This is a genomic window from Pseudomonas sp. PB105 (assembly GCF_009764655.1).
Classification (GTDB): Bacteria; Pseudomonadota; Gammaproteobacteria; order Pseudomonadales; family Pseudomonadaceae; genus Aquipseudomonas; species Aquipseudomonas cyclaminis.
In genome coordinates, this window is record NZ_RWIO01000044.1 from 120678 (window position 1) to 140697 (window position 20020).

The window sequence follows — 20020 nt, forward strand, 5'->3', positions numbered from 1 at the left end:
TCAAGATAACCCCGGCGCAGGCAATCGCCACACGACGCCAAACAGGCCGAAGATTGCGCCCTGTCATTAATTTGCAAGATTCCAGGCCGCGCAAATGGCTACACTGCGCAGGTGGCGCGGGCCGGACGCCGGCGCGGAAGATTGATATCAGTGTGGTAGCAGGAGAGTGGCGTGCTTAGAAGAATGGGGATAAAAGGCCGCGTACTGTTGCTGAGCTTATTACCGACCAGCCTGATGGCCTTGTTGTTGGGCGGCTACTTTACCTGGATGCAGCTCTCGGAATTGCAGGCCCAATTGCTGCAACGCGGCGAAATGATCACCGAGCAACTGGCCCCGCTGGTGGCTCCCGCGTTGAGCAGCAAGAACACCGACCTGCTGGAACGCATTGCCACTCAGTCTCTGGAGCAACTGGACGTGCGCACCGTGGCGTTCCTCGCACCGGACCGCACGCCCCTCGCCCACGCCGGCCCGACCATGCTCAACCAGCCGCCGGTCGGCAACAGTTCGCACCTGCTGCAACGCACCGAGAACGACGCCACGCGCTACCTGCTGCCGGTGTTTGGCCGCCATCGCAACCTGGCGGGCGACCTGATCCCCGATGAAGCCGACCGCCTGCTGGGGTGGGTCGAGGTAGAACTGTCCCACAACGGTATGTTGCTGCGCGGCTATCGCAGCCTGTTCGCCAGCCTGCTGTTGATTGCCATCGGCCTGATCTGCACCGCAGCCCTGGCGCTGCGCATCAGCCGTACGATCAACGGGCCGATTGGCCTGATCAAGCAAGCCGTGGCCCAACTCAAGGACGGCAACCTGGAAACCCGCTTGCCGGCTTTGGGCAGCCAGGAACTCGACCAGCTCGCCTCAGGCGTCAACCGCATGGCCGAAACCCTGCAAAACGCCCAGGAAGAATTGCAGCACAGCATCGACCAAGCCACCGAAGACGTGCGCCAGAACCTGGAAACCATCGAAATCCAAAACATCGAGCTGGACCTGGCGCGCAAAGAGGCGCTGGAGGCCAGCCGTATCAAGTCCGAGTTCCTGGCCAATATGAGCCATGAAATCCGCACGCCGCTCAACGGCATCCTCGGCTTCACCCACCTGCTGCAAAAAAGCGAGCTCACGCCGCGCCAGTTGGACTACCTGGGCACTATCGAAAAATCCGCCGACAACCTGCTGGGCATCATCAATGAGATCCTCGACTTCTCGAAGATCGAGGCCGGCAAACTGGTACTCGACAGCATCCCGTTCAACCTTCGGGACTTGCTGCAAGACACCCTGACCATCCTCGCTCCCGCCGCCCATGCCAAGCAGTTGGAACTGGTCAGCCTGGTCTACCGCGACACACCGCTGGCGCTGGTGGGCGACCCGCTGCGGCTCAAGCAGATCCTCACCAACCTGATCAGCAACGCGATCAAGTTCACCCGCGAGGGCACTATCGTGGCCCGGGCGATGATTGAGGAAGAACAGGAAGACAGCGTGCAACTGCGCATCAGCGTGCAGGACACCGGCATTGGCCTGTCCAGCCAGGACGTGCGCGCGCTGTTCCAGGCGTTCAGCCAGGCCGATAATTCGCTGTCACGCCAGCCGGGCGGCACCGGGCTGGGCCTGGTGATTTCCAAGCGCCTGATCGAGCAGATGGGCGGTGAAATCGGTGTAGACAGCACGCCGGGTGAAGGCTCGGAGTTCTGGATCAGCCTGAACCTGCCCAAAACCCGCGGCGACATTGAAGACCTGCCCTGCGCGCCACTGCTGGGCCACCGCGTGGCGGTACTGGAAAACCACGAACTGGCGCGCCAGGCCCTGCAACATCAACTGGAAGACTGCGGCCTGGAAGTCACGCCGTTCAATAGCCTGGAAAGCCTGACCAACGGCATCACCAGCGCCCATCAGACCGAGCAGGCCATTGACTTGGCGGTGCTCGGCGTAACCGCCAACGACATTCCGCCCGAGCGTCTCAACCAGCACCTTTGGGATCTCGAACGCCTCGGCTGCAAAGTGCTGGTGCTGTGCCCTACCACCGAACAGATGCTGTTCAACCAGTCCGTGCCCAACCCCAACAGCCAGTTGCAGGCCAAGCCGGCGTGCACCCGCAAGCTGCGCCGCGCCCTGTCCGACCTGATCAGCCCGCGCCCGTCGCGCAGCGAGCCGGGCGAGCCGCTGTCCAGCCGTGCGCCCCGTGTGCTGTGTGTCGACGACAACCCGGCGAACCTGCTGTTGGTGCAAACCTTGCTGGAAGACATGGGCGCCCAGGTGCGTGCAGTAGAAAGCGGTTATGCCGCAGTCGACGCCGTAAAACAGGACACCTTCGATCTGGTGCTGATGGACGTGCAAATGCCCGGCATGGATGGGCGCCAGAGTACCGAGGCGATACGCCAATGGGAAAGCGAGGGCCATGGCACGCCCTTGCCGGTGGTCGCCCTCACCGCCCACGCCATGGCCAACGAAAAACGCGCCTTGCTGCAAAGCGGCATGGACGATTACCTGACCAAACCCATCAGCGAACGGCAATTGGCCCAGGTGGTGTTGAAATGGACCGGCCTCGCCTTGCGTAACCAAGTGCCGGAGCGCGTCACCGAAGGGCTGGGCCCGGGCGTGCAGCTGCCGGTGCTCGACCATGAGGAAGGCCTGCGCCTGGCTGCGGGTAAAACCGATCTGGCCGCCGACATGCTCGCCATGCTGCTGGCCTCGCTGGAGGCAGACCGTCAGGCCATTCACGTTGCCCGCGATGCCAAGGACAATCTGGCGCTGATCGAGCGCGTCCACCGCCTGCACGGCGCCACCCGCTACTGTGGCGTGCCGCAACTGCGCGCTGCCTGCCAACGTGCCGAAACCCTGCTCAAGCAGGACGACGCCAAGGCCATGACGGCCCTGGACGAACTGGACATGGCCATCGCCCGGCTGGCCAGTGAAGCGCGGGTCAGCGTCTGACCCTATTTCAAGGCGCTGATCAACTGATAAATAGCAGGGAGCATTTTCAATGCGCGTGATTCTTTTCAGCAGCCAGACCTACGACCGCGACAGCTTCCTCGGCGAGCCGCTGCCACCGGGCCTGGCGCTGCAATTCCAGCCTGCCCGGCTCAATCTCGACACCGTGGCCCTAGCCGAACACCACGAGGTGGTCTGCGCCTTTATCAACGACGACCTCAGCGCCCCGGTGCTGGAACACTTGGCCAAAGGCGGTACCCGGCTGATTGCCCTGCGTTCGGCGGGATACAACCATGTCGACCTCGCCGTCGCCAGGCGCCTGGGCCTGAGCATCGTGCGCGTGCCAGCCTACTCGCCCCATGCGGTCGCGGAGCACGCTGTCGCGCTGATCCTCGCCCTCAACCGCCGCTTGCATCGCGCCTACAACCGCACCCGCGATGGTGACTTCAGCTTGCACGGCCTCACCGGTTTCGACCTGGCGGGCAAGACGGTCGGTGTGGTTGGTACCGGGCAGATCGGCGCGACATTTGCCAGAATCATGGCCGGGTTCGGATGTACGCTGCTCGCCTACGACCCCTTCCCCAATCCGCAGGTCCAGGCCTTGGGCGCGCAGTACGTGAGCCTGCCCGAGTTGCTCGCGCAAGCGCAGATCATCAGCCTGCACTGCCCGCTGACCACCGACAGCAAACACTTGATCAACGCCCGTTCCCTGGCACAGATGCAGCCCGGCGCGATGCTGATCAATACCGGTCGCGGCGGTCTGGTGGATACGCCGGCATTGATCGAAGCGCTCAAGGACGGCCAACTCGGTTATCTGGGGCTGGATGTCTACGAAGAAGAAGCCCAGCTGTTTTTCGAGGACCGTTCGGATATGCCTCTGCAAGACGACGTGCTTGCGCGCCTGCTGACCTTCCCCAACGTGATCATCACCGCGCACCAGGCGTTCCTCACCCGCGAAGCCCTGGCGGCCATTGCCGGCACCACCCTGGCCAACATTGCTGCATGGGCTGATGGCCGGGCGCAGAACCTTGTCGAAGGTTGATCAGCGGTCACATACCAGGCTCATGATGAGCAGGCACCCGTGATAGGATGCCGCGCCTATTTGGAGGATCCATGGCCGAACACGATTTCCGCTTCAGCTTGCTGAGCCCGCAACACACCCTGATCGAATGCCGCGCCCTGGTGCGGGGCCGTTACCAGGTCACCGGCAACGGTGGTTCGATCAAGCACGGCGACGTGCTGATCGTCACCCTGCGCGGCAGTAAAACCCTGTCGATGCGCCTGACCGTCGAAGGCGATGCGCGCTACTCCATCCGCCCGGCGGGCCAATGGGTCGCCATGGCCCAAGGGCCTAAATTCGGCGAGCTGGAGATTCACACCTGGAAGGTCAACTGCGACAGCTGCGACACCGTGCTGGAGTTTGAATTCGCGGTGGAAACCAAGCTGAGCAAGGAGCCGCTGCAGCCTGCCGCCAACGCGCGCATCAAGGAACTGGGCTGGGCCAGCGAAGGCGACAAGCACCGCTGCCCGAAATGCCAGAAGGCTGCGCAATGAAAGGCCTGCTTCTGCTCGCCGCCGTCGGCGCGGCACTGAGCGGCTGTGCCGGTGATGCGGTCAAGCTCAAGCAGGATCACAGTTACGTGGTGGAGTGGATTGGTGAGCGGCCGTTGATGGACTACGCCCACCTGACCGTCACCCTCGGCGCCGATGGTCGCGCCTACGGCAATGGCGGTTGCAACCACTGGTTTGCGCCATACACCGTCGAGGGCGACAAGCTCAGCTTCGGCAAGCTCGGCAGCACCCGCAAGCTCTGCGCCGAGGCCCTGATGGAGCAGGAACACCGCTTCTTCCAGGCTCTGCAAGGCGTACAGCGCTGGGATATCTCGCCGATCGAGCAGACGCGCTTCTGGCCGGCCAAGGGCAAGCCTATTCGCCTGTGGCCCGAAGAGGGCTGATCCCGACTCTGTGACTTGGCAGCGTTCCAAATGTGGGCGGGGCAAGCCCGATCCCACATTTGTTTGGAGTTGCTGCTTTAACCGCGCAAGGACTTGAGTTTGGCCAGTACGCCTTCCGCGGTCTGCTCGCCCATCAACTGCTCACGCACCTTGCCCTTGTCATCGATGATGTAAGTCACCGGCAGGGCCTCGCTGCGCGGAATGTCGAAGATCCCGTCCGGATTCTGTGCCAGCACGGTGAACTTGATGCCCAGCTTGTCGCTGGCGGCTTTCAGTTCCTCCCCCTGCACGTTATCGAAATTGACCCCGAACACCCCGACGTTCTGTGCTTTGAGCTGCTCGGCCAAGGCATTGAGCTCAGGGATTTCCGTGCGGCAAGGGCCACACCATTCTGCCCAGTAGTTGACCACCAGCCATTGCTTGTCGAGGCGCTCGGCCGCGACTTTCTGGCCATACTGGTCAACACCATAGTCATTGCCGCAGCCGCTGAGCAGCAAGGTTGTAATGATCGCCAATGCACCGATCAGTCGACGTGTCATGGGGTAATCCTTCGCAAAAATGAACGTTGGCTGCGACCTATCGCCTCTTACGGTTTAAGGACGGGCCGCAGCGCGGGTAGAATACCCGCCACCTTACGCAAGATGCGACCCGCACATGACCGATCTGACGCTTTATCACAACCCGCGCTGCTCGAAATCCCGCGGTGCGCTCGAACTGCTTGAAGCCCGCGGCCTTGCCCCAACCGTGGTGCGCTACCTGGAAACCCCGCTGGACGCGGCGCAAATCAAGGCCTTGCTGGCCAAACTGGGCCTCAGCGCCCGTCAGTTGCTGCGCACCGGCGAAGACGAATACAAAAGTCTCAACCTGGCCGACGCCACCCTCAGCGAAACCCAACTGATCGCGGCCATCGCCGAACACCCCAAGCTGATGGAACGCCCGATCCTGGAAACCGCCGACAAAGCCATCATTGGCCGCCCACCAGAAAACGTACTGGAGATTCTGCCGTGACCACACCGTATGTGCTGGTGCTGTATTACAGCCGCAACGGCTCGGTCAGCGAAATGGCCCGGCAAATTGCCCGGGGTATCGAGCAAGGCGGTATGGAAGCGCGTTTGCGCACCGTGCCGGCAATCTCCACCGAATGCGAAGCCGTGGCGCCGAGCATTCCGGACGAAGGTGCGTTGTACGCCAGCCTCGATGATTTGAAAAACTGCTCAGGCCTGGCCCTGGGCAGCCCGACGCGCTTCGGCAACATGGCCGCGCCGCTCAAGTATTTTATTGATGGGACTAGCAACCTGTGGCTCACCGGCGCTCTGGTCGGCAAGCCTGCTGGCGTGTTCACCTCCACCGCCAGCCTGCACGGCGGCCAGGAAACCACGCTGATGTCGATGCTGCTGCCGCTGTTGCACCACGGCATGTTGATCACCGGCCTGCCCTACAGCGAACAGGCATTGCTCGACACCCAGGGCGGCGGCACGCCGTATGGCGCCAGCCACCATGCCGGGCCGGACGGCAAGCGCATGCTCGATCAACACGAAATCGCCCTGTGCCGGGCATTGGGCTTGCGCCTGGCTACCACCGCCACGCTGCTGGAGAATGGCCGTGGCCAAAAAGCCTAAAGTCCTGCCGCCCCAGGCGTGGCTGGAGCCGCGTGTAAAGGCGGCACGCGCATTGAGCCTGCTGGCATTTTTTGCCCTGGTGGGCTTGCTGTGCGGGTATTACCTGTTCATCGCCGACCTGCACGGCGCACGCCCGTGGGTGATCCTGCTGATCGAGCTGGCGCCGCTGCTGTTGCTGGCGCCGGGCATGATCAGCGGCAGTGCGCGGGGGCATTCGTGGATGTGCTTTGCGGTGAACCTGTATTTCATCAAGGGCGCGCTGGCGGCGTACGACCCGAACCGCCAGTGGTTCGGTGTGCTGGAGATGCTGACGAGTCTGGCGGTGTTTTGCACGGCGCTGTTGTATGTGCGGTGGCGGCATCAGTTGGATCGGCGGTTGGCAGCCAATCACCCGTAGCTGTCGAGCGCTACGGGGGGGTTACTTATGGCGTCGGCTCAGTGGTTGACGGTGTAGGCCAGCATCATCGACAACTGGCACATAGGTCGCCCACTTTCGGCATGCCACTGGTTGAACGCGCCCTGCACCGTCGCCAGATCGCGCAGGCTGGTCGGCGCCTTGTCGACGATTTTCTGCGCATTCAATGCTGCCACCACGTCATCACTCGGCACAAACGTATCCTTACCCACCATCCGCAAGAAGCGCGGCGCCGACAGCCCGCCCAACTGGTGGCCGTGCTTGCTCAGGTACTTCCAGAGCCCGACGATGTCGGTGACCGGCCAGTCGGCGATAAACGCGCCGAAGCTGCCTTTTTCTAGCTCGATGTCCAGCATCATCTGCGCGTTGCGCGGCACGCTCTTGAGCTTGCCCAGGTGACGGATGATCCGCGTGTCCTGCATCAGGCGTTCCAGGTGCTCGGCGCCCATCAGTACGACTTTTTCCGGGTCGAAGCCGAAGAACACCTGTTCGAACGCCGGCCATTTGGCGTCCACCACGCTGTGCTTTAAACCGGCGCGAAACACTCGCAGCGCCAGGGTCGACAGATAACGGTCATCACTGATCTTGCGCAATTGCGCCGGCGTCTTGGGCACCGGCAGGTGGGCTTCCAGTTGAGCCGCTGAACCAAAGCGGTTCAGACAATATTCGTGCAGCCACTTGTAATCGCGCATGCCCTCTCCTGGGGATTGAAAATGAAAACGGCGCCCGTAAGCGCCGTCTTTCAGAGCGTTGAGTTGCGTCAGAGGTTCACTACGTTGACGAAGCGCGAGGCGGCCGTCTCGTCGATTTTCAGGCTGGTGAAGTCAAACAGGTTGCGGTCGGCCAATTGTGATGGCTGTACGTTCTGCAAGCTGCGGAAAATACTTTCGGTGCGCCCCGGCGTCTTGCGTTCCCACTCCACCAGCATCTCCTTGACCACCTGGCGCTGCAGGTTTTCCTGGGAGCCGCACAGGTTGCACGGGATGATCGGGAATTGCTTGAAGTCGGAGTAGGCCTGGATGTCCTTCTCGTTGCAATACGCCAGCGGGCGGATGACTACGTTGCGCCCGTCATCGGCGCGCAGCTTGGGCGGCATGGCCTTGAGGGAGCCATTGAAAAACATGTTGAGAAAGAAGGTTTCGACGATGTCGTCGCGGTGGTGCCCCAGGGCCATCTTGGTCGCACCGATTTCATCGGCAAAGGTGTAGAGCGTGCCACGGCGCAGGCGCGAGCACAGCGAGCAGGTGGTCTTGCCTTCCGGAATCAACTCCTTGACCACCGAGTAGGTGTCTTTTTCGACGATGTGGTACTCGACGCCCAGGGCTTTCAGGTAGGCCGGCAGCACGTGCTCCGGGAAGCCTGGTTGTTTCTGGTCCATGTTGACGGCGACGATCTCGAACTTGATTGGCGCGACCTTTTGCAGGTGCAGCAGCACGTCAAGCAGGGTGTAACTGTCTTTGCCGCCGGAGAGACAGACCATGACCTTGTCGCCGTCCTCGATCATGTTGAAATCGGCGACCGCTTCACCGGCCAGGCGACGCAGGCGTTTTTGCAGTTTGTTCTGGTTGACCGTAAGAGTGCCCATGGCGCTTGGATCCGCTGCTGGTGTGACGAAAAGCCGGGTATCTTACCGATGTCGAGTCCCCACATTCAATGTGGGCCAGCATTCCAATCTGCGATTAGGCCCACCGTTTAGAGTGCGATTTGCTCTAAAGCCCCTACAGTTATTCAGGTCATCCCTTCCTATACTGCGACGTGAGGTCGCACATCTATATCCAGACCTTTCAGGCCAATTGGCCCGTGGGCGCTCCGATGGGGGGCGATGGCAATAACGACAGGAGTGACTGGCATGATCCATCACGTCGTGGGGCTTTTTACCCATCCCGACCAGGAATGGCGGGAAATCCGTGGCGATAAAGAAGAAAGCATCGGCCACATGTACCTCACTCACACCCTGATTCTCGCGGCGATCCCTGCGATATCAGCGTTTATCGGCACCACCCAGGTGGGCTGGGTCATCGGTAACCGGGCGCCGGTGATGCTGACCCAGGAAAGTGCGTTGTGGATGACCATCATGTCCTATGCCGCCATGCTCGGCGGCGTGGCGGTGATGGGCGCGTTCATTCACTGGATGGCCCGTACCTACGACGCCAACCCCAGCATGGCGCGCTGCGTGGCTTTTGCGACCTACACCGCCACACCCCTGTTTATCGGCGGGCTGGCGGCGCTTTACCCACATATGTGGCTGGGCATGGTCGTGGGCACGGCGGCAATCTGCTACACGGTGTACTTGCTGTATGTAGGCCTGCCGACGTTCATGAACATCGACCCGGACGAGGGCTTCCTGTTTTCCAGCTCGGTACTGGCTGTAGGCCTGGTGGTCCTGGTGGCGATCATGGCGTTTACCGTTATCGTCTGGGGCCTGGGTGTTGGCCCGATCTACACCAACTGACCTCACAACCCCTCAGGCAAGGCCACCGCAAGGTGGCTTTGTGCGTTATGCATGACCATTCGGCACCTGACAGATTCGGAAACACCCGGCTTTGCGGCATACTGGGCCTCTCTGGAGATAGGTACAGCATGCCCGAGCAACTCAATACCCGCGTCGAAGATTGTTTCCTGCAAGCCGAATCCTTTTTCAAACGAAGCTTCAAGCGCCCCCAGGTCAGCCTCAAGCTGCGGGGCCAGAAAGCCGGTGTCGCGCATTTGCACGAGAACCTGCTGCGCTTCAACCCACAGTTGTACCGAGAAAACAGTCAACATTTCCTCAAGCAGACCGTGGCCCATGAAGTGGCGCACCTGATCGCCCATCAATTGTTCGGTGAGCGCATCCAGCCCCATGGCGAGGAATGGCAGTTAATCATGCGCGGGGTCTACGAACTGCCGCCAGACCGCTGCCACACCTATGCCGTGCAGCGTCGCCAGGTAACCCGCTATATCTACCGCTGCCCGTGTGCCGATAGCGACTTCCCGTTTTCGTCGCAGCGTCATGGCATGGTGGCTCAGGGACGGCGGTATTTGTGTCGGCGGTGTCGGCAGACCCTGGTGTTTACCGGGGAAACCCGCGTGGAGTGAGGGCCAAATCGGGGGCAAGCCCCCTCCCACATTTGGAATGCATTTTAATGTGGGAGGGGGCCGCCCCCGATAGCGCCGGGTCAGTCACCCAACCACCTTGGCCCGCCGCAGTTCCGCTATTCGCTGAGCGCTGAGGCCCAACTCCGCCAACACCTCATCACTGTGCACCCCCACCGCCACACCAATATGTCTCGGCGCCGGCAACCCCTCGGAAAACTTCAGCGGGCAAGCCAGTTGCGCCTGGGTCGAACCATCGCCCCTCGGCACCTGGCTGACCAACGCCCGCGCCTTCAACTGCGGGTGTTCAACGGCCTCGCTCAGGCTCAACACTGGCTCTACACACGCATCCACACCGGCAAATAACTCGCACAGTTCATCAAAGCTGCGCTTTTCGAATTCCACTTGCAGCGCCCGCTTGAGCGCAGGATCGAGGCCCAGTGCCGCCAGCTCCGGCCGCCCGAACGCCGCGCAGAGTCGCTGCATAAACGCCGGCTCCAGGCTGCCCACCGACATCCAGCGCCCATCACGCGAGCGGTAATAGTCATAGAAACTGCCGCCATTGAGCACATGGGTTTCCCTTTCCGGCTGCACGCCGCAGGCCAGGTAACCGGCGCCAGCCATCGCGTTCAGGCTGAATGAGCAGTCGGTCATGCTCACATCCAAGTATTGACCGACACCCGTCTGCTGGCGAGCGATGACCGCTGCGAGCAAACCCACCACGGCATGCAACGAGCCGCCGCCCACATCCGCCAACTGCACGCCCAACGGCAGCGGCCCGCTGTCCTGGCGCCCGGTGTAGCTGGCCACGCCCGCCAGTGCCAGGTAGTTGATATCGTGGCCGGCGCGATCCTTATACGGGCCGGTCTGGCCATACCCGGTGATCGACACATAAATCAGCCGGGGGTTGAGCGCTTTCAAGGCCTCATACCCCAGGCCCAGGCGCTCCATCACGCCGGGGCGAAACTGTTCGAGCACGATGTCGTAGTTCTTGACCAGCGCCCTTACGATGTCCAGGGCCTCGGCCTGCTTGAGGTCCAGAGCCAGGCTGCGTTTATTGCGATTGAGGTAGGCGTGGCTCGCCGAGGTGCCTTGGTCATGGGGCGGCAGCACGCGCAGCAGGTCCATGCGCGTGGGCGATTCGATACGCAGCACCTCGGCCCCCATGTCCGCCAGCATCAACGAAGCAAACGGGCCAGGTAGCAAGGTGGAAAAATCCAGCACTTTGAGGGACGCCAAGGGACCTGACATTTGGGGGCTCCACTTTCGCTTCGAATGCTCACAGACTAGGCAGCCTTACGCCTACCGGCAATCGTCAGAACAATCACCGACAGTGACCGTTTTGATCACGGCGGGCTTTTTCGCGGCGGCGGCTTTATCATTGGCCCACGTTTGCTTGCCGAGTGTTCCATGAAGTTCGCGATTGCCCTGTATTCCGCCGCCCATGCGCCCTCCTCGCGCCGCGCCCTGCTGTTCGCACAGGCCGCGCTGGCCGGCGGGCATGAGATTGTGCGGTTGTTTTTTTATCAGGATGGCGTGTACAGCGCGTCCAATAACGTTGTCGCGCCCCAGGATGAGCAAGACATCGCCCGCCAATGGCGTGAGTTTGTCAGCACTCATCAGCTGGACGGCGTGGTGTGCATCGCCGCTGCCCTGCGCCGTGGCGTGCTCAACAGCGAAGAAGCCACGCGCTATCAACGCAGCGCGGTCAACCTGGATGCACCGTGGGCGCTGTCAGGCCTTGGGCAATTGCATGATGCGATCCAGGGTGCCGACCGCCTGATCTGTTTTGGAGGGCCGTGAAATGTCCAGATCCCTATTGGTGATCAGTCGCCAGGCGCCGTGGTCCGGGCCGAGCGCGCGGGAAGCGCTGGATATCGTGCTGGCCGGCGGCGCGTTTGATCTGCCCATCGGCTTGCTGTTCATGGATGACGGTGTGTTCCAACTGGCGCCGTGCCAAGCCGCCAAAGCCGTGCAACAGAAAGACCTGAGTGCCAATCTGCAGGCCCTGGGCCTGTTCGGCATTGATGACGTGTTCGCCTGCGACCACAGCCTGTCCGCACGCGGGCTCCCACCACCCGCCAACGCGCAGTCGCTGGACAGCCAAGCCATTTCCCAACTGATTGACCGTTACGACCAGGTGATTACCCTCTGATGTCGACTCTACATGTGGTGTCTCATTCCCCGTTTACCGACAGCCGCCTCGACAGCTGCCTGCGCATCTGTGGCGCCGGGGACGCAATCCTGCTGTGTGGTGACGGCGCCTACGGCCTGCACACGCCCGCCCTGCAAACCAAAGGCGTGAAGGTGTTTGTGCTGGCCGAAGACATGCAGGCGCGCAATCTGCCACTACCGGACTGGGCTGACAGCGTGGACTATCCCGGTTTCGTGCAACTGTCGATCGACTACGACAAGGTCAACACCTGGCTATGAACACCCTGACCGTAGGCGAGCGCCGCCTCGAACTGGACAAGGACGGCTACCTGGTCGATCTGGACGACTGGTCCACCGAAGTCGCCAATGCCCTGGCCGCCGCCGACAACCTGGAGCTGACGCCGGCCCACTGGGAAATCCTCGAACTGTTGCGCGGGTTTTATGCCGAATTCCAGCTGTCCCCGGCCACGCGCCCGCTGATCAAATACACCGCCCTGAAACTTGGCCCGGAGAAGGGCAACAGCCTGCACCTCAACCAACTGTTCAACGGCACTCCCGCCAAACTCGCCGCCAAGCTGGCGGGCCTGCCCAGGCCGACGAATTGCTTATGACCGACTTTATCCCGCTGACCTTGGAAACCCCTGCCGAGCACCCGTTTGCACCATTCGTGCGCATCCTGGGCAAAGGCAAGCGCGGCGCGCGTAACCTCACCCGCGAAGAAGCCCGTGAAGCCATGGGCATGCTGCTCGACGAAAAAGTCGAAGACACCCAACTGGGCGCCTTCCTGATGCTGCTGCGGCACAAGGAAGAAAGCGCGGAAGAACTTGCTGGCTTCACCGAAGCCGTGCGCGAACGCCTGGATGCCCCGGCACTGAACGTGGATGTCGACTGGCCCACCTACGCCGGCAAGAAACGCCACCTGCCGTGGTTTCTGCTGGCAGCCAAATGCCTGGCAGAGAACGGCGTGCGCATCCTGATGCACGGTGGCGGCGCCCATACGGCGGGCCGGTTGTACACCGAACAATTGCTGCAAACCCTGCAAATTCCCCTGTGCCGCAACTGGCAACAGGTCGGCGCGGCGTTTGACCAGGGCAATCTGGCGTTCATCCCGCTGGGCGACTGGGCACCGCAGTTGCAACGCATGATCGATTTGCGCAACACCCTGGGCCTGCGCTCGCCGATCCACTCCCTGGCGCGGCTGCTCAACCCGTTGAACGCCCGTTGCGGCCTGCAAAGCATTTTCCATCCGGGCTATCAGGGCGTACACCGCGACGCCAGCGGCCTGCTTGGCGATAACGTGATTGTGGTGAAAGGCGACGGCGGCGAGATCGAGATCAACCCCGACACGATCAGCCACCTGTACGGCACTACCGGCGGCGAGAGCTGGGATGAAGAATGGCCCGCCCTCTCCGCCCAGCGCCATGTCAAACCGGCAACGCTGGAGACAGAGCATTTGAAAGCGCTATGGCGCGGTGATGTGGAGGACAGCTACCCACAACTGGCGCTGATCGCCACCATGGCCCTGGCCTTGCGCGGCCTGGGCCACCCACGGGAGCAGGCGTTCGAATTGGCCCGGCAGTACTGGGCTGCGCGGGATAAATCGATTTAATCGATCATTCACCCGCAGTCTTTGCGCTTTTAGTTCGAACTCATCCCTTTAGACTGGGCTCCAACGCTTATTAGCCAAGGAGCCAATCATGGGTTTGCTGATCGAAGGACACTGGAAAGACCAGTGGTACGAAAGTAGCGCAGACGGCGCTTTCCAACGCGAACAGGCGCAGCGCCGTCACTGGGTGACCGCCGACGGCCAGCCTGGCCCGAGCGGCGATGGCGGCTTCAAGGCCGAGGCCGGTCGGTATCACCTCTATGTGTCCCTGGCCTGCCCATGGGCTCACCGCACCCTTATCCTGCGCAAGCTCAAAGGCCTCGAAAGCCTCATCGATGTGTCCGTGGTCAGCTGGCTGATGCTGGAAAACGGCTGGACCTTCGATAAGGCCCACGGCTCCACTGGCGACGCGCTGGATAATTTTGAATTCATGCACCAGCGCTACACCGCCGATACGGCCGACTACACCGGCCGCGTCACCGTGCCGGTGTTGTGGGACAAGCAGCTCCAACGCATCGTCAGCAATGAGTCGGCGGAGATCATCCGCATGTTCAACAGCGCGTTCAACGGGTTGACGGGCAACACCCTGGACTTCTATCCCGAGTCACTGCGCACAACCATCGACGCGCTGAACGAACGCATTTACCCGGCCGTGAACAACGGCGTGTACCGCGCAGGCTTTGCCACGTCGCAGCAGGCGTATGCAAGCGCGTTTGATGATGTGTTTGCCGAACTGGATGACCTGGAGCAGCACCTGAGCGACCATCGCTACCTGGCCGGTGAATACCTGACCGAGGCAGACGTGCGGCTGTTTACCACGCTGATTCGTTTTGATGCGGTGTACTACAGCCACTTCAAATGCAATCTGCGGCGGATTGCGGATTATCCAAACCTGTCGAACTGGCTGCGGGAGTTCTATCAGTGGCCGGGGGTGGCCGAGACGGTGGATTTCGAGCACATCAAGGGGCACTACTATGCGAGCCATCGGACGATCAATCCGACGGGGATTGTGCCGAAAGGGCCGTTGCAGAGGTTTGATGCCGAGCATGATCGTCGGCGCTTGAATGGTTCAGGGGTTTTGAGCTGATCCACGAGATGGTTGTGTCTGAGGGACTCATCGGGGGCAAGCCCCCTCCCACATTTGGAATGCATTTTAATGTGGGAGGGGACTTGCCCCCGATGCTTTCAGGGCTCACACCTGAGACTGGGCGCCTTCAAACCACTTCAGCTTCTCGCGCAATACCACCACCTCACCGACGATCACCAGCGTCGGCGCATGCACTTCATGCTCCGCCACCATGCGTGGCAAGTCGGCCAGGGTACCGGTGAACACACGCTGGTTCGAGGTGGTGCCCTGCTGGATCAACGCTGCCGGTGTATCAGCGGCGCGACCGTGCTTGATCAGTTGCTCGCAGATGATCGGCAAGCCAATCAGGCCCATGTAGAACACCAGCGTCTGCGACGGCCCCACCAGATCCTGCCAGGGCAGATCCGACGTACCGTTTTTCAGGTGCCCGGTGATAAAGCGCACCGATTGCGCGTAATCGCGATGGGTCAGCGGAATCCCGGCATACGCCGCGCAGCCACTGGCCGCTGTAATCCCTGGCACCACCTGGAACGGGATGCCATGGGCCGCCAATTCCTCGATTTCTTCGCCACCACGCCCAAAGATGAACGGATCGCCACCCTTGAGGCGCAGCACGCGCTTGCCTTGCTTGGCCAGATCCACCAATTGCTGGTTGATCTGGTCCTGCGGCACGGCATGGTCGGCGCGACGCTTACCGACATACACCCGCTCGGCATCACGACGGCACAGCTCAAGAATCGCCGGGGCGACCAGGCGGTCGTACAGCACCACATCGGCTTGCTGCATCAGACGCAGCGCACGGAAGGTCAACAGGTCAGGATCGCCTGGGCCTGCGCCCACCAGGTAAACCTCACCCGGCGCGTACGGCGGTGCACCGTTGACCTTTTCAATCAATAAACGCTCAGCCTCATCGCCCTGCCCGGCCAACTGACGGTCGGCAATCGGGCCCTGGAACACTTCTTCCCAGAACGCCCGACGTTGCTGCACATCCGGGTACAAACCTTTGACCTGGGCACGAAAACGCGCCGCCAACCCGGCCAATTGACCATAAGTCGATGGAATCCAGGTTTCCAGCTTGGCGCGGATCAAGCGTGCCAGCACCGGCGCATCGCCGCCGCTGGACACCGCAATCACCAACGGCGAGCGGTCGACAATCGCCGGGAAGATCACGCTGCACAAGGCCGGCGCGTCCACCACGTTGACCGGTACACAGCGACGCTTGGCATCACTGGATACTTGCGCATTGAGTGGCTCGTCGTCCGTCGCGGCGATGATCAGGGTGCAACCATCAAGGTCGGGCTCCTGATAACCACGCACGTTCAGTTCCCCGCCACTGCCCAGCACCAATTCACGCAACTGGTCTTCGATCTGAGGAGCAACCACCCGCAGCACTGCGCCGGCGTCGGCCAGCAGCCGGGACTTGCGCAAGGCAATTTCCCCGCCACCAACGACCAATACACGGCTGCCGCGCAGGTTATGAAACAGCGGCAGAAATTCCATTTAGCCGATGACCTCAACGCCGGCCATGTACGGCTTGAGCACTTCAGGTACACGGATCGAACCGTCAGCCTGCTGGTAGTTTTCCAACACCGCCACCAGGGTACGGCCTACGGCCAGGCCCGAACCATTGAGGGTGTGCACCAGTTCCGGCTTGCCGGTTTCCGGGTTACGGAAACGCGCCTGCATACGACGGGCCTGGAAATCACCGCAGTTGGAGCACGACGAAATCTCGCGGTACTTGTCCTGGCTCGGCACCCACACTTCCAGATCGTAGGTCTTCACGGCGCTGAACCCCATGTCGCCCGTGCACAGAGCCAGCACGCGGTACGGCAGCTCCAGCAGTTGCAGCACGCGCTCGGCGTTGGCGGTCAGGCCTTCCAGGGCTTCCATGGAGGTCGACGGCTCGACCACTTGCACCATCTCGACCTTGTCGAACTGGTGCTGGCGGATCATGCCACGGGTGTCACGCCCCGATGCGCCGGCTTCACTGCGAAAGCACGGGCTGTGGGCCACGAACTTGAGTGGCAGTTGCTTGGCGTCGAGGATCTCGCCAGCGACGATATTGGTCAGCGACACTTCGGCGGTCGGGATCAGGTACAGGTCGGCCTCACCCTCGCGGCTGATCTTGAACAGGTCTTCTTCGAACTTCGGCAACTGGCTGGTACCCATCAGCGCCGGACCTTGCACCAGATAAGGGGTGTAGGCCTCTTCGTAGCCGTGCTCGCCGGTGTGCAGGTTGATCATGAACTGCGCCAGGGCACGGTGCATGCGCGCGATCGGTCCGCGCAGCAACGCAAAGCGCGCGCCGGACATCTTGGCGGCGGTTTCGAAATCCAGGCCACCGGTCAATTCGCCCAGGGCAACGTGGTCCTTGATCTCGAAGTCAAAGGCTTTGGGCGTGCCCCAGCGGCGGACTTCGACGTTGCCGTCTTCGTCTTCACCCACTGGCACAGATTCATGCGGAATGTTGGGGATGCCCAGCAGGATCGAATCCAGCTCGGACTGAATGCCCTCCAGCTCGACCTTGCCGTCGGACAGCTCGGTGCCCATGCGCTCGACGTCCGCCATCAGCGGCGCGATGTCTTCGCCGCGCTGCTTGGCCTGACCGATGGATTTGGAACGCGCATTACGCTCAGCCTGCAGTGCTTCGGTGCGGGTCTGGACGGTCTTGCGCTGTTCTTCCAGCGCTTCGATGCGCGCAACATCCAAGGCAAAGCCACGGGATGCCAGGCGGTCCGCTACGTCCTGAAGGTTGCTACGTAACAGTTTGGAATCGAGCATGTCGGTCTCTCGTTTATCAAAGTTTGGTCAAGGACAGGCCAGCCCAGGTCGCGAGCAGCCCGCCGAATACACTGATGGCAGCGTAGCCAATCGCCAGCGGCATTTGCCCGCTTTCCAGCAGGCGTACGGTATCCAGTGAAAAGGATGAAAAGGTCGTCAGGCCGCCAAGAAAGCCAACCATCAGCCCGGCGCGCACCTCAATCGGTACTTCGGGACGCACCAGGAACAGGCCGTATAAAACGCCGATCAACAGGCAGCCCACGATATTAACGGCCAGCGTCGCGGTATAGAAGTGCTTGGGCCAATTCGCGCTGATCCAATTAGCCGTCGCAAAGCGCAGCAGTGTACCCGCGATACCACCCGCCGAGACGGCGACCACCAAGGGAATCATGATTTTCTCCGCTGTCTGGGACTTAAACGATCGAGTGCGGCCAGATGATTGAGCTTCTCGCCGATCTTCAGCTCAAGGCCACGGGGCACCGGCTGGTAGAGCGGCAACGGCTCAAGCTCATCGGGGAAGTAGTCTTCACCGGCGGCATAGGCATCCGGCTCATCGTGGGCATAGCGATATTCGTCGCCGTAGCCGAGCTGTTTCATCAATTTGGTCGGCGCATTGCGCAAGTGCAACGGCACTTCGAGGGAGCCGTATTCGGCCGCGGCACGCAGCGCCGACTTGAAGCCCATGTACACCGCGTTGCTTTTCGGCGCGCAGGCCAGGTAGGTGATGGCCTGGGCCACCGCCAACTCGCCTTCCGGGCTGCCGAGGCGCTCCTGCACGTCCCACGCGGCCAGACACAGGCTCAGGGCACGGGGATCGGCGTTACCGATGTCCTCGCTGGCCATGCGTACCACGCGGCGCGCCAGGTACAACGGATCGCAACCGCCGTCGATCATGCGCGCAAACCAGTACAACGCGCCGTCCGGATTGGAGCCGCGCACGGATTTGTGCAGCGCCGAGATCTGGTCGTAGAAAGCTTCGCCGCCCTTGTCGAAGCGCCGGCGCGTGTCGCCGAGCAGGCTTTGCAGCAGGTCGACGCCAATCTCGCTGCCGTCTTCGGCTAGGTCGGATGCGTTCTCCAGCAGGTTGAGAAAACGGCGACCGTCGCCATCGGCAGCGGTGAGCAGAATCTTGAAGCCTTCTTCGCTGACACTCAGCTGGCGCTTGCCCAGGCCCTTGTCTTCACTCAAGGCGCGGTGCAGCAGCTTTTGCATCGCCGCCTCGTCGAGGCTCTTGAGCACATACACGCGAGCCCGCGACAGCAACGCGTTGTTCAGTTCGAACGAGGGGTTTTCGGTGGTGGCGCCAATAAAGATCAGCGTGCCGTCTTCGACGTAGGGCAGGAAGGCATCCTGCTGCGACTTGTTGAAGCGATGCACTTCGTCGACAAACAGGATGGTGCGCTTGCCGTATTGCCCGGCCTGCTGCTTGGCAACGTCCACCGCCTGGCGGATTTCCTTGACCCCGGCCAGCACCGCAGACACCGTTTCGAAGTGTGCATCCGAGACTTTCGCCAGCAGCCGCGCCAGGGTGGTTTTACCCACGCCCGGTGGCCCCCAGAAAATCATCGAGTGCAGCGCGCCCTGCTCCAGGGCTTCGCGCAATGGCTTGCCGCGAGCGAGCAGGTGTTCCTGACCGACGTACTCATCCAGGTTGGTCGAACGCAAGCGTGCGGCCAAGGGTTGGGCAATCGGGTCACTTCGAAACAGGTCCATGGGCAGCGTTTGAAACCTCTGGTTTATTCCTGGATTACGTCGGCACCCTTGGGGATGTCGAACTTGAACTTGGAAGCCGGCACCGGCTGGTTGGCCTTGACCCCGGAGAACAGGATATCGGTGCGCTGGCCGACGCTGTCGATCAGGCGCATGTTGTTGATCACGCCATTGCCGAACGACAGGGACAGCGTGTCAAACAGCGTGTCCTTGGATTTGGGCTTGAGGGTGAATTCGATCACGTTGCTGGTTTGCTTGGAGGTGATATCGAAGCTGTCGTTGATCTTCGACACGTCGCCCGACAGCAACAGCGCCGGCGTCTGGTTCAGGCGTGGGTCGAGCTTCTTGATGGTCGCCTGCTCCAGGTCCGGGTCCCACAGCGTAACTTTCTGGCCGTCCGAGACGATGGTCTGCTCGGCCTTGCCTTCGGTGTGCCAGTAGAACAGCCCTGGGCGCTGCACGGCCATTTCCCCTGCCGTTTCCTGCAAGCGAGTACCGCCGGCATCCAGGGTCAGCTGGGAAAAGCGTGCGGTCAGGGTCTGGGATTTGTCCAACAGGTTCTTCAGGCTGGCGACGGAGGCCGGGTCAGCGTGAGCCGAAACAGCGGTCAGGGCCAGTGCCGGCAACAACAGCATGCGGATAAAGCGCATGGGAGTCCTCATTGAGTAGTCAGGGCGCGCCGCGTGCTGCCACGCGGCA

Annotated in this window: 24 protein-coding genes; 15 read left to right on the top strand and 9 right to left on the bottom strand. The window is 61.7% G+C overall.

Features of this window, described 5'->3' with window-relative positions; translation table 11 throughout:
• Positions 1-171: 171 nt before the first annotated feature.
• The 4 genes from EJD88_RS12060 to EJD88_RS12075 all read left to right on the top strand — a co-directional run bounded on the left by EJD88_RS12060 (position 172) and on the right by EJD88_RS12075 (position 4877).
• The gene (locus EJD88_RS12060; protein ID WP_158878055.1) at positions 172-2925 is read left to right on the top strand and encodes a response regulator; all 2754 of its coding nucleotides are present in this window, start codon (positions 172-174) and stop codon (positions 2923-2925) included.
• Positions 2926-2974: 49 nt separating this feature from the next.
• A complete protein-coding gene (locus EJD88_RS12065; RefSeq protein WP_158878056.1) occupies positions 2975-3964 on the top strand; it encodes a 2-hydroxyacid dehydrogenase in 990 nt (329 codons plus the stop codon).
• A 71-nt stretch (positions 3965-4035) separates the two neighbouring features.
• Positions 4036-4476 carry a hypothetical protein gene (locus EJD88_RS12070; RefSeq protein WP_158878057.1) on the top strand — a complete coding sequence of 147 codons (441 nt, stop codon included), beginning with the start codon at positions 4036-4038 and terminating at the stop codon, positions 4474-4476.
• Entirely contained in the window at positions 4473-4877 is a 405-nt protein-coding gene (locus tag EJD88_RS12075) for an META domain-containing protein (RefSeq protein WP_158878058.1), read from the top strand. The genes EJD88_RS12070 and EJD88_RS12075 overlap by 4 nt, the downstream gene beginning before the upstream one ends.
• Positions 4878-4954: 77 nt before the next feature.
• On the opposite strand, the gene EJD88_RS12080 is transcribed toward EJD88_RS12075, so the two are convergent.
• Positions 4955-5416 (bottom strand): TlpA disulfide reductase family protein, encoded by a 462-nt coding sequence (locus tag EJD88_RS12080; RefSeq protein ID WP_158878059.1) that lies wholly within the window; start codon positions 5414-5416, stop codon positions 4955-4957.
• A gap of 115 nt (positions 5417-5531) precedes the next feature.
• On the opposite strand from EJD88_RS12080, the gene arsC reads away from it, so the two are divergent.
• The 3 genes from arsC to EJD88_RS12095 are packed head-to-tail and all read left to right on the top strand — an operon-like array spanning position 5532 to position 6893.
• A complete protein-coding gene (arsC, locus tag EJD88_RS12085) occupies positions 5532-5885 on the top strand; it encodes an arsenate reductase (glutaredoxin) (RefSeq protein ID WP_099586988.1) in 354 nt (117 codons plus the stop codon).
• Positions 5882-6496 (top strand): NAD(P)H:quinone oxidoreductase, encoded by a 615-nt coding sequence (gene wrbA, locus EJD88_RS12090; protein ID WP_099586989.1) that lies wholly within the window; start codon positions 5882-5884, stop codon positions 6494-6496. Before arsC ends, wrbA begins: the two co-directional genes overlap by 4 nt.
• On the top strand, positions 6480-6893 hold the full coding sequence (locus EJD88_RS12095) for a DUF2069 domain-containing protein (RefSeq protein WP_158878060.1): 414 nt from the start codon (positions 6480-6482) through the stop codon (positions 6891-6893). Before wrbA ends, EJD88_RS12095 begins: the two co-directional genes overlap by 17 nt.
• A gap of 38 nt (positions 6894-6931) precedes the next feature.
• Here EJD88_RS12095 and EJD88_RS12100 read toward each other — a convergent pair whose 3' ends face one another.
• Both EJD88_RS12100 and ttcA read right to left on the bottom strand, forming a co-directional pair.
• On the bottom strand, positions 6932-7603 hold the full coding sequence (locus EJD88_RS12100; RefSeq protein ID WP_099586990.1) for a DNA-3-methyladenine glycosylase I: 672 nt from the start codon (positions 7601-7603) through the stop codon (positions 6932-6934).
• A 68-nt stretch (positions 7604-7671) separates the two neighbouring features.
• Positions 7672-8496, bottom strand: coding sequence for a tRNA 2-thiocytidine(32) synthetase TtcA (ttcA, locus tag EJD88_RS12105; protein ID WP_099586991.1), 825 nt, complete (start codon positions 8494-8496; stop codon positions 7672-7674).
• Positions 8497-8760: 264 nt separating this feature from the next.
• Here ttcA and EJD88_RS12110 point away from each other — a divergent pair, with 264 nt between their 5' ends.
• Positions 8761-9363 carry a Yip1 family protein gene (locus EJD88_RS12110; RefSeq protein WP_032889661.1) on the top strand — a complete coding sequence of 201 codons (603 nt, stop codon included), beginning with the start codon at positions 8761-8763 and terminating at the stop codon, positions 9361-9363.
• A 128-nt stretch (positions 9364-9491) separates the two neighbouring features.
• Complete coding sequence (locus EJD88_RS12115) at positions 9492-9986, top strand: SprT family zinc-dependent metalloprotease (protein WP_032890037.1); 495 nt, start codon at positions 9492-9494, stop codon at positions 9984-9986.
• An 84-nt stretch (positions 9987-10070) separates the two neighbouring features.
• Here EJD88_RS12115 and EJD88_RS12120 read toward each other — a convergent pair whose 3' ends face one another.
• On the bottom strand, positions 10071-11234 hold the full coding sequence (locus EJD88_RS12120; protein WP_158878061.1) for a CaiB/BaiF CoA-transferase family protein: 1164 nt from the start codon (positions 11232-11234) through the stop codon (positions 10071-10073).
• A 159-nt stretch (positions 11235-11393) separates the two neighbouring features.
• Here EJD88_RS12120 and tusD point away from each other — a divergent pair, with 159 nt between their 5' ends.
• The 6 genes from tusD (at position 11394) to EJD88_RS12150 (ending at position 14830) form a co-directional block, all read left to right on the top strand.
• Entirely contained in the window at positions 11394-11786 is a 393-nt protein-coding gene (gene tusD, locus EJD88_RS12125) for a sulfurtransferase complex subunit TusD (protein ID WP_158878062.1), read from the top strand.
• Between the two features lies 1 nt (position 11787).
• The gene (gene tusC, locus EJD88_RS12130; RefSeq protein WP_112195878.1) at positions 11788-12138 is read left to right on the top strand and encodes a sulfurtransferase complex subunit TusC; all 351 of its coding nucleotides are present in this window, start codon (positions 11788-11790) and stop codon (positions 12136-12138) included.
• Entirely contained in the window at positions 12138-12416 is a 279-nt protein-coding gene (gene tusB / locus EJD88_RS12135) for a sulfurtransferase complex subunit TusB (protein WP_158878063.1), read from the top strand. Before tusC ends, tusB begins: the two co-directional genes overlap by 1 nt.
• On the top strand, positions 12413-12748 hold the full coding sequence (locus EJD88_RS12140) for a TusE/DsrC/DsvC family sulfur relay protein (protein ID WP_099586995.1): 336 nt from the start codon (positions 12413-12415) through the stop codon (positions 12746-12748). Before tusB ends, EJD88_RS12140 begins: the two co-directional genes overlap by 4 nt.
• Positions 12745-13746, top strand: coding sequence for a glycosyl transferase family protein (locus tag EJD88_RS12145; RefSeq protein ID WP_158878064.1), 1002 nt, complete (start codon positions 12745-12747; stop codon positions 13744-13746). The genes EJD88_RS12140 and EJD88_RS12145 overlap by 4 nt, the downstream gene beginning before the upstream one ends.
• A gap of 88 nt (positions 13747-13834) precedes the next feature.
• Positions 13835-14830, top strand: a complete 996-nt coding sequence (locus EJD88_RS12150) for a glutathione S-transferase family protein (RefSeq protein ID WP_158878065.1) — start codon at positions 13835-13837, stop codon at positions 14828-14830.
• Between the two features lie 105 nt (positions 14831-14935).
• Here EJD88_RS12150 and cysG read toward each other — a convergent pair whose 3' ends face one another.
• The 5 genes from cysG to lolA are packed head-to-tail and all read right to left on the bottom strand — an operon-like array spanning position 14936 to position 19971.
• Positions 14936-16330, bottom strand: coding sequence for a siroheme synthase CysG (cysG, locus tag EJD88_RS12155; protein ID WP_112195886.1), 1395 nt, complete (start codon positions 16328-16330; stop codon positions 14936-14938).
• Entirely contained in the window at positions 16331-17611 is a 1281-nt protein-coding gene (gene serS / locus EJD88_RS12160; protein WP_122306968.1) for a serine--tRNA ligase, read from the bottom strand.
• Positions 17612-17627: 16 nt separating this feature from the next.
• Positions 17628-18002, bottom strand: coding sequence for a fluoride efflux transporter CrcB (gene crcB, locus EJD88_RS12165; RefSeq protein ID WP_112195888.1), 375 nt, complete (start codon positions 18000-18002; stop codon positions 17628-17630).
• Positions 17999-19324, bottom strand: a complete 1326-nt coding sequence (locus EJD88_RS12170) for a replication-associated recombination protein A (protein WP_099587001.1) — start codon at positions 19322-19324, stop codon at positions 17999-18001. Before EJD88_RS12170 ends, crcB begins: the two co-directional genes overlap by 4 nt.
• A 23-nt stretch (positions 19325-19347) precedes the next feature.
• A complete protein-coding gene (lolA, locus tag EJD88_RS12175; protein WP_112195892.1) occupies positions 19348-19971 on the bottom strand; it encodes an outer membrane lipoprotein chaperone LolA in 624 nt (207 codons plus the stop codon).
• Between the last annotated feature and the right edge of the window lie 49 nt (positions 19972-20020).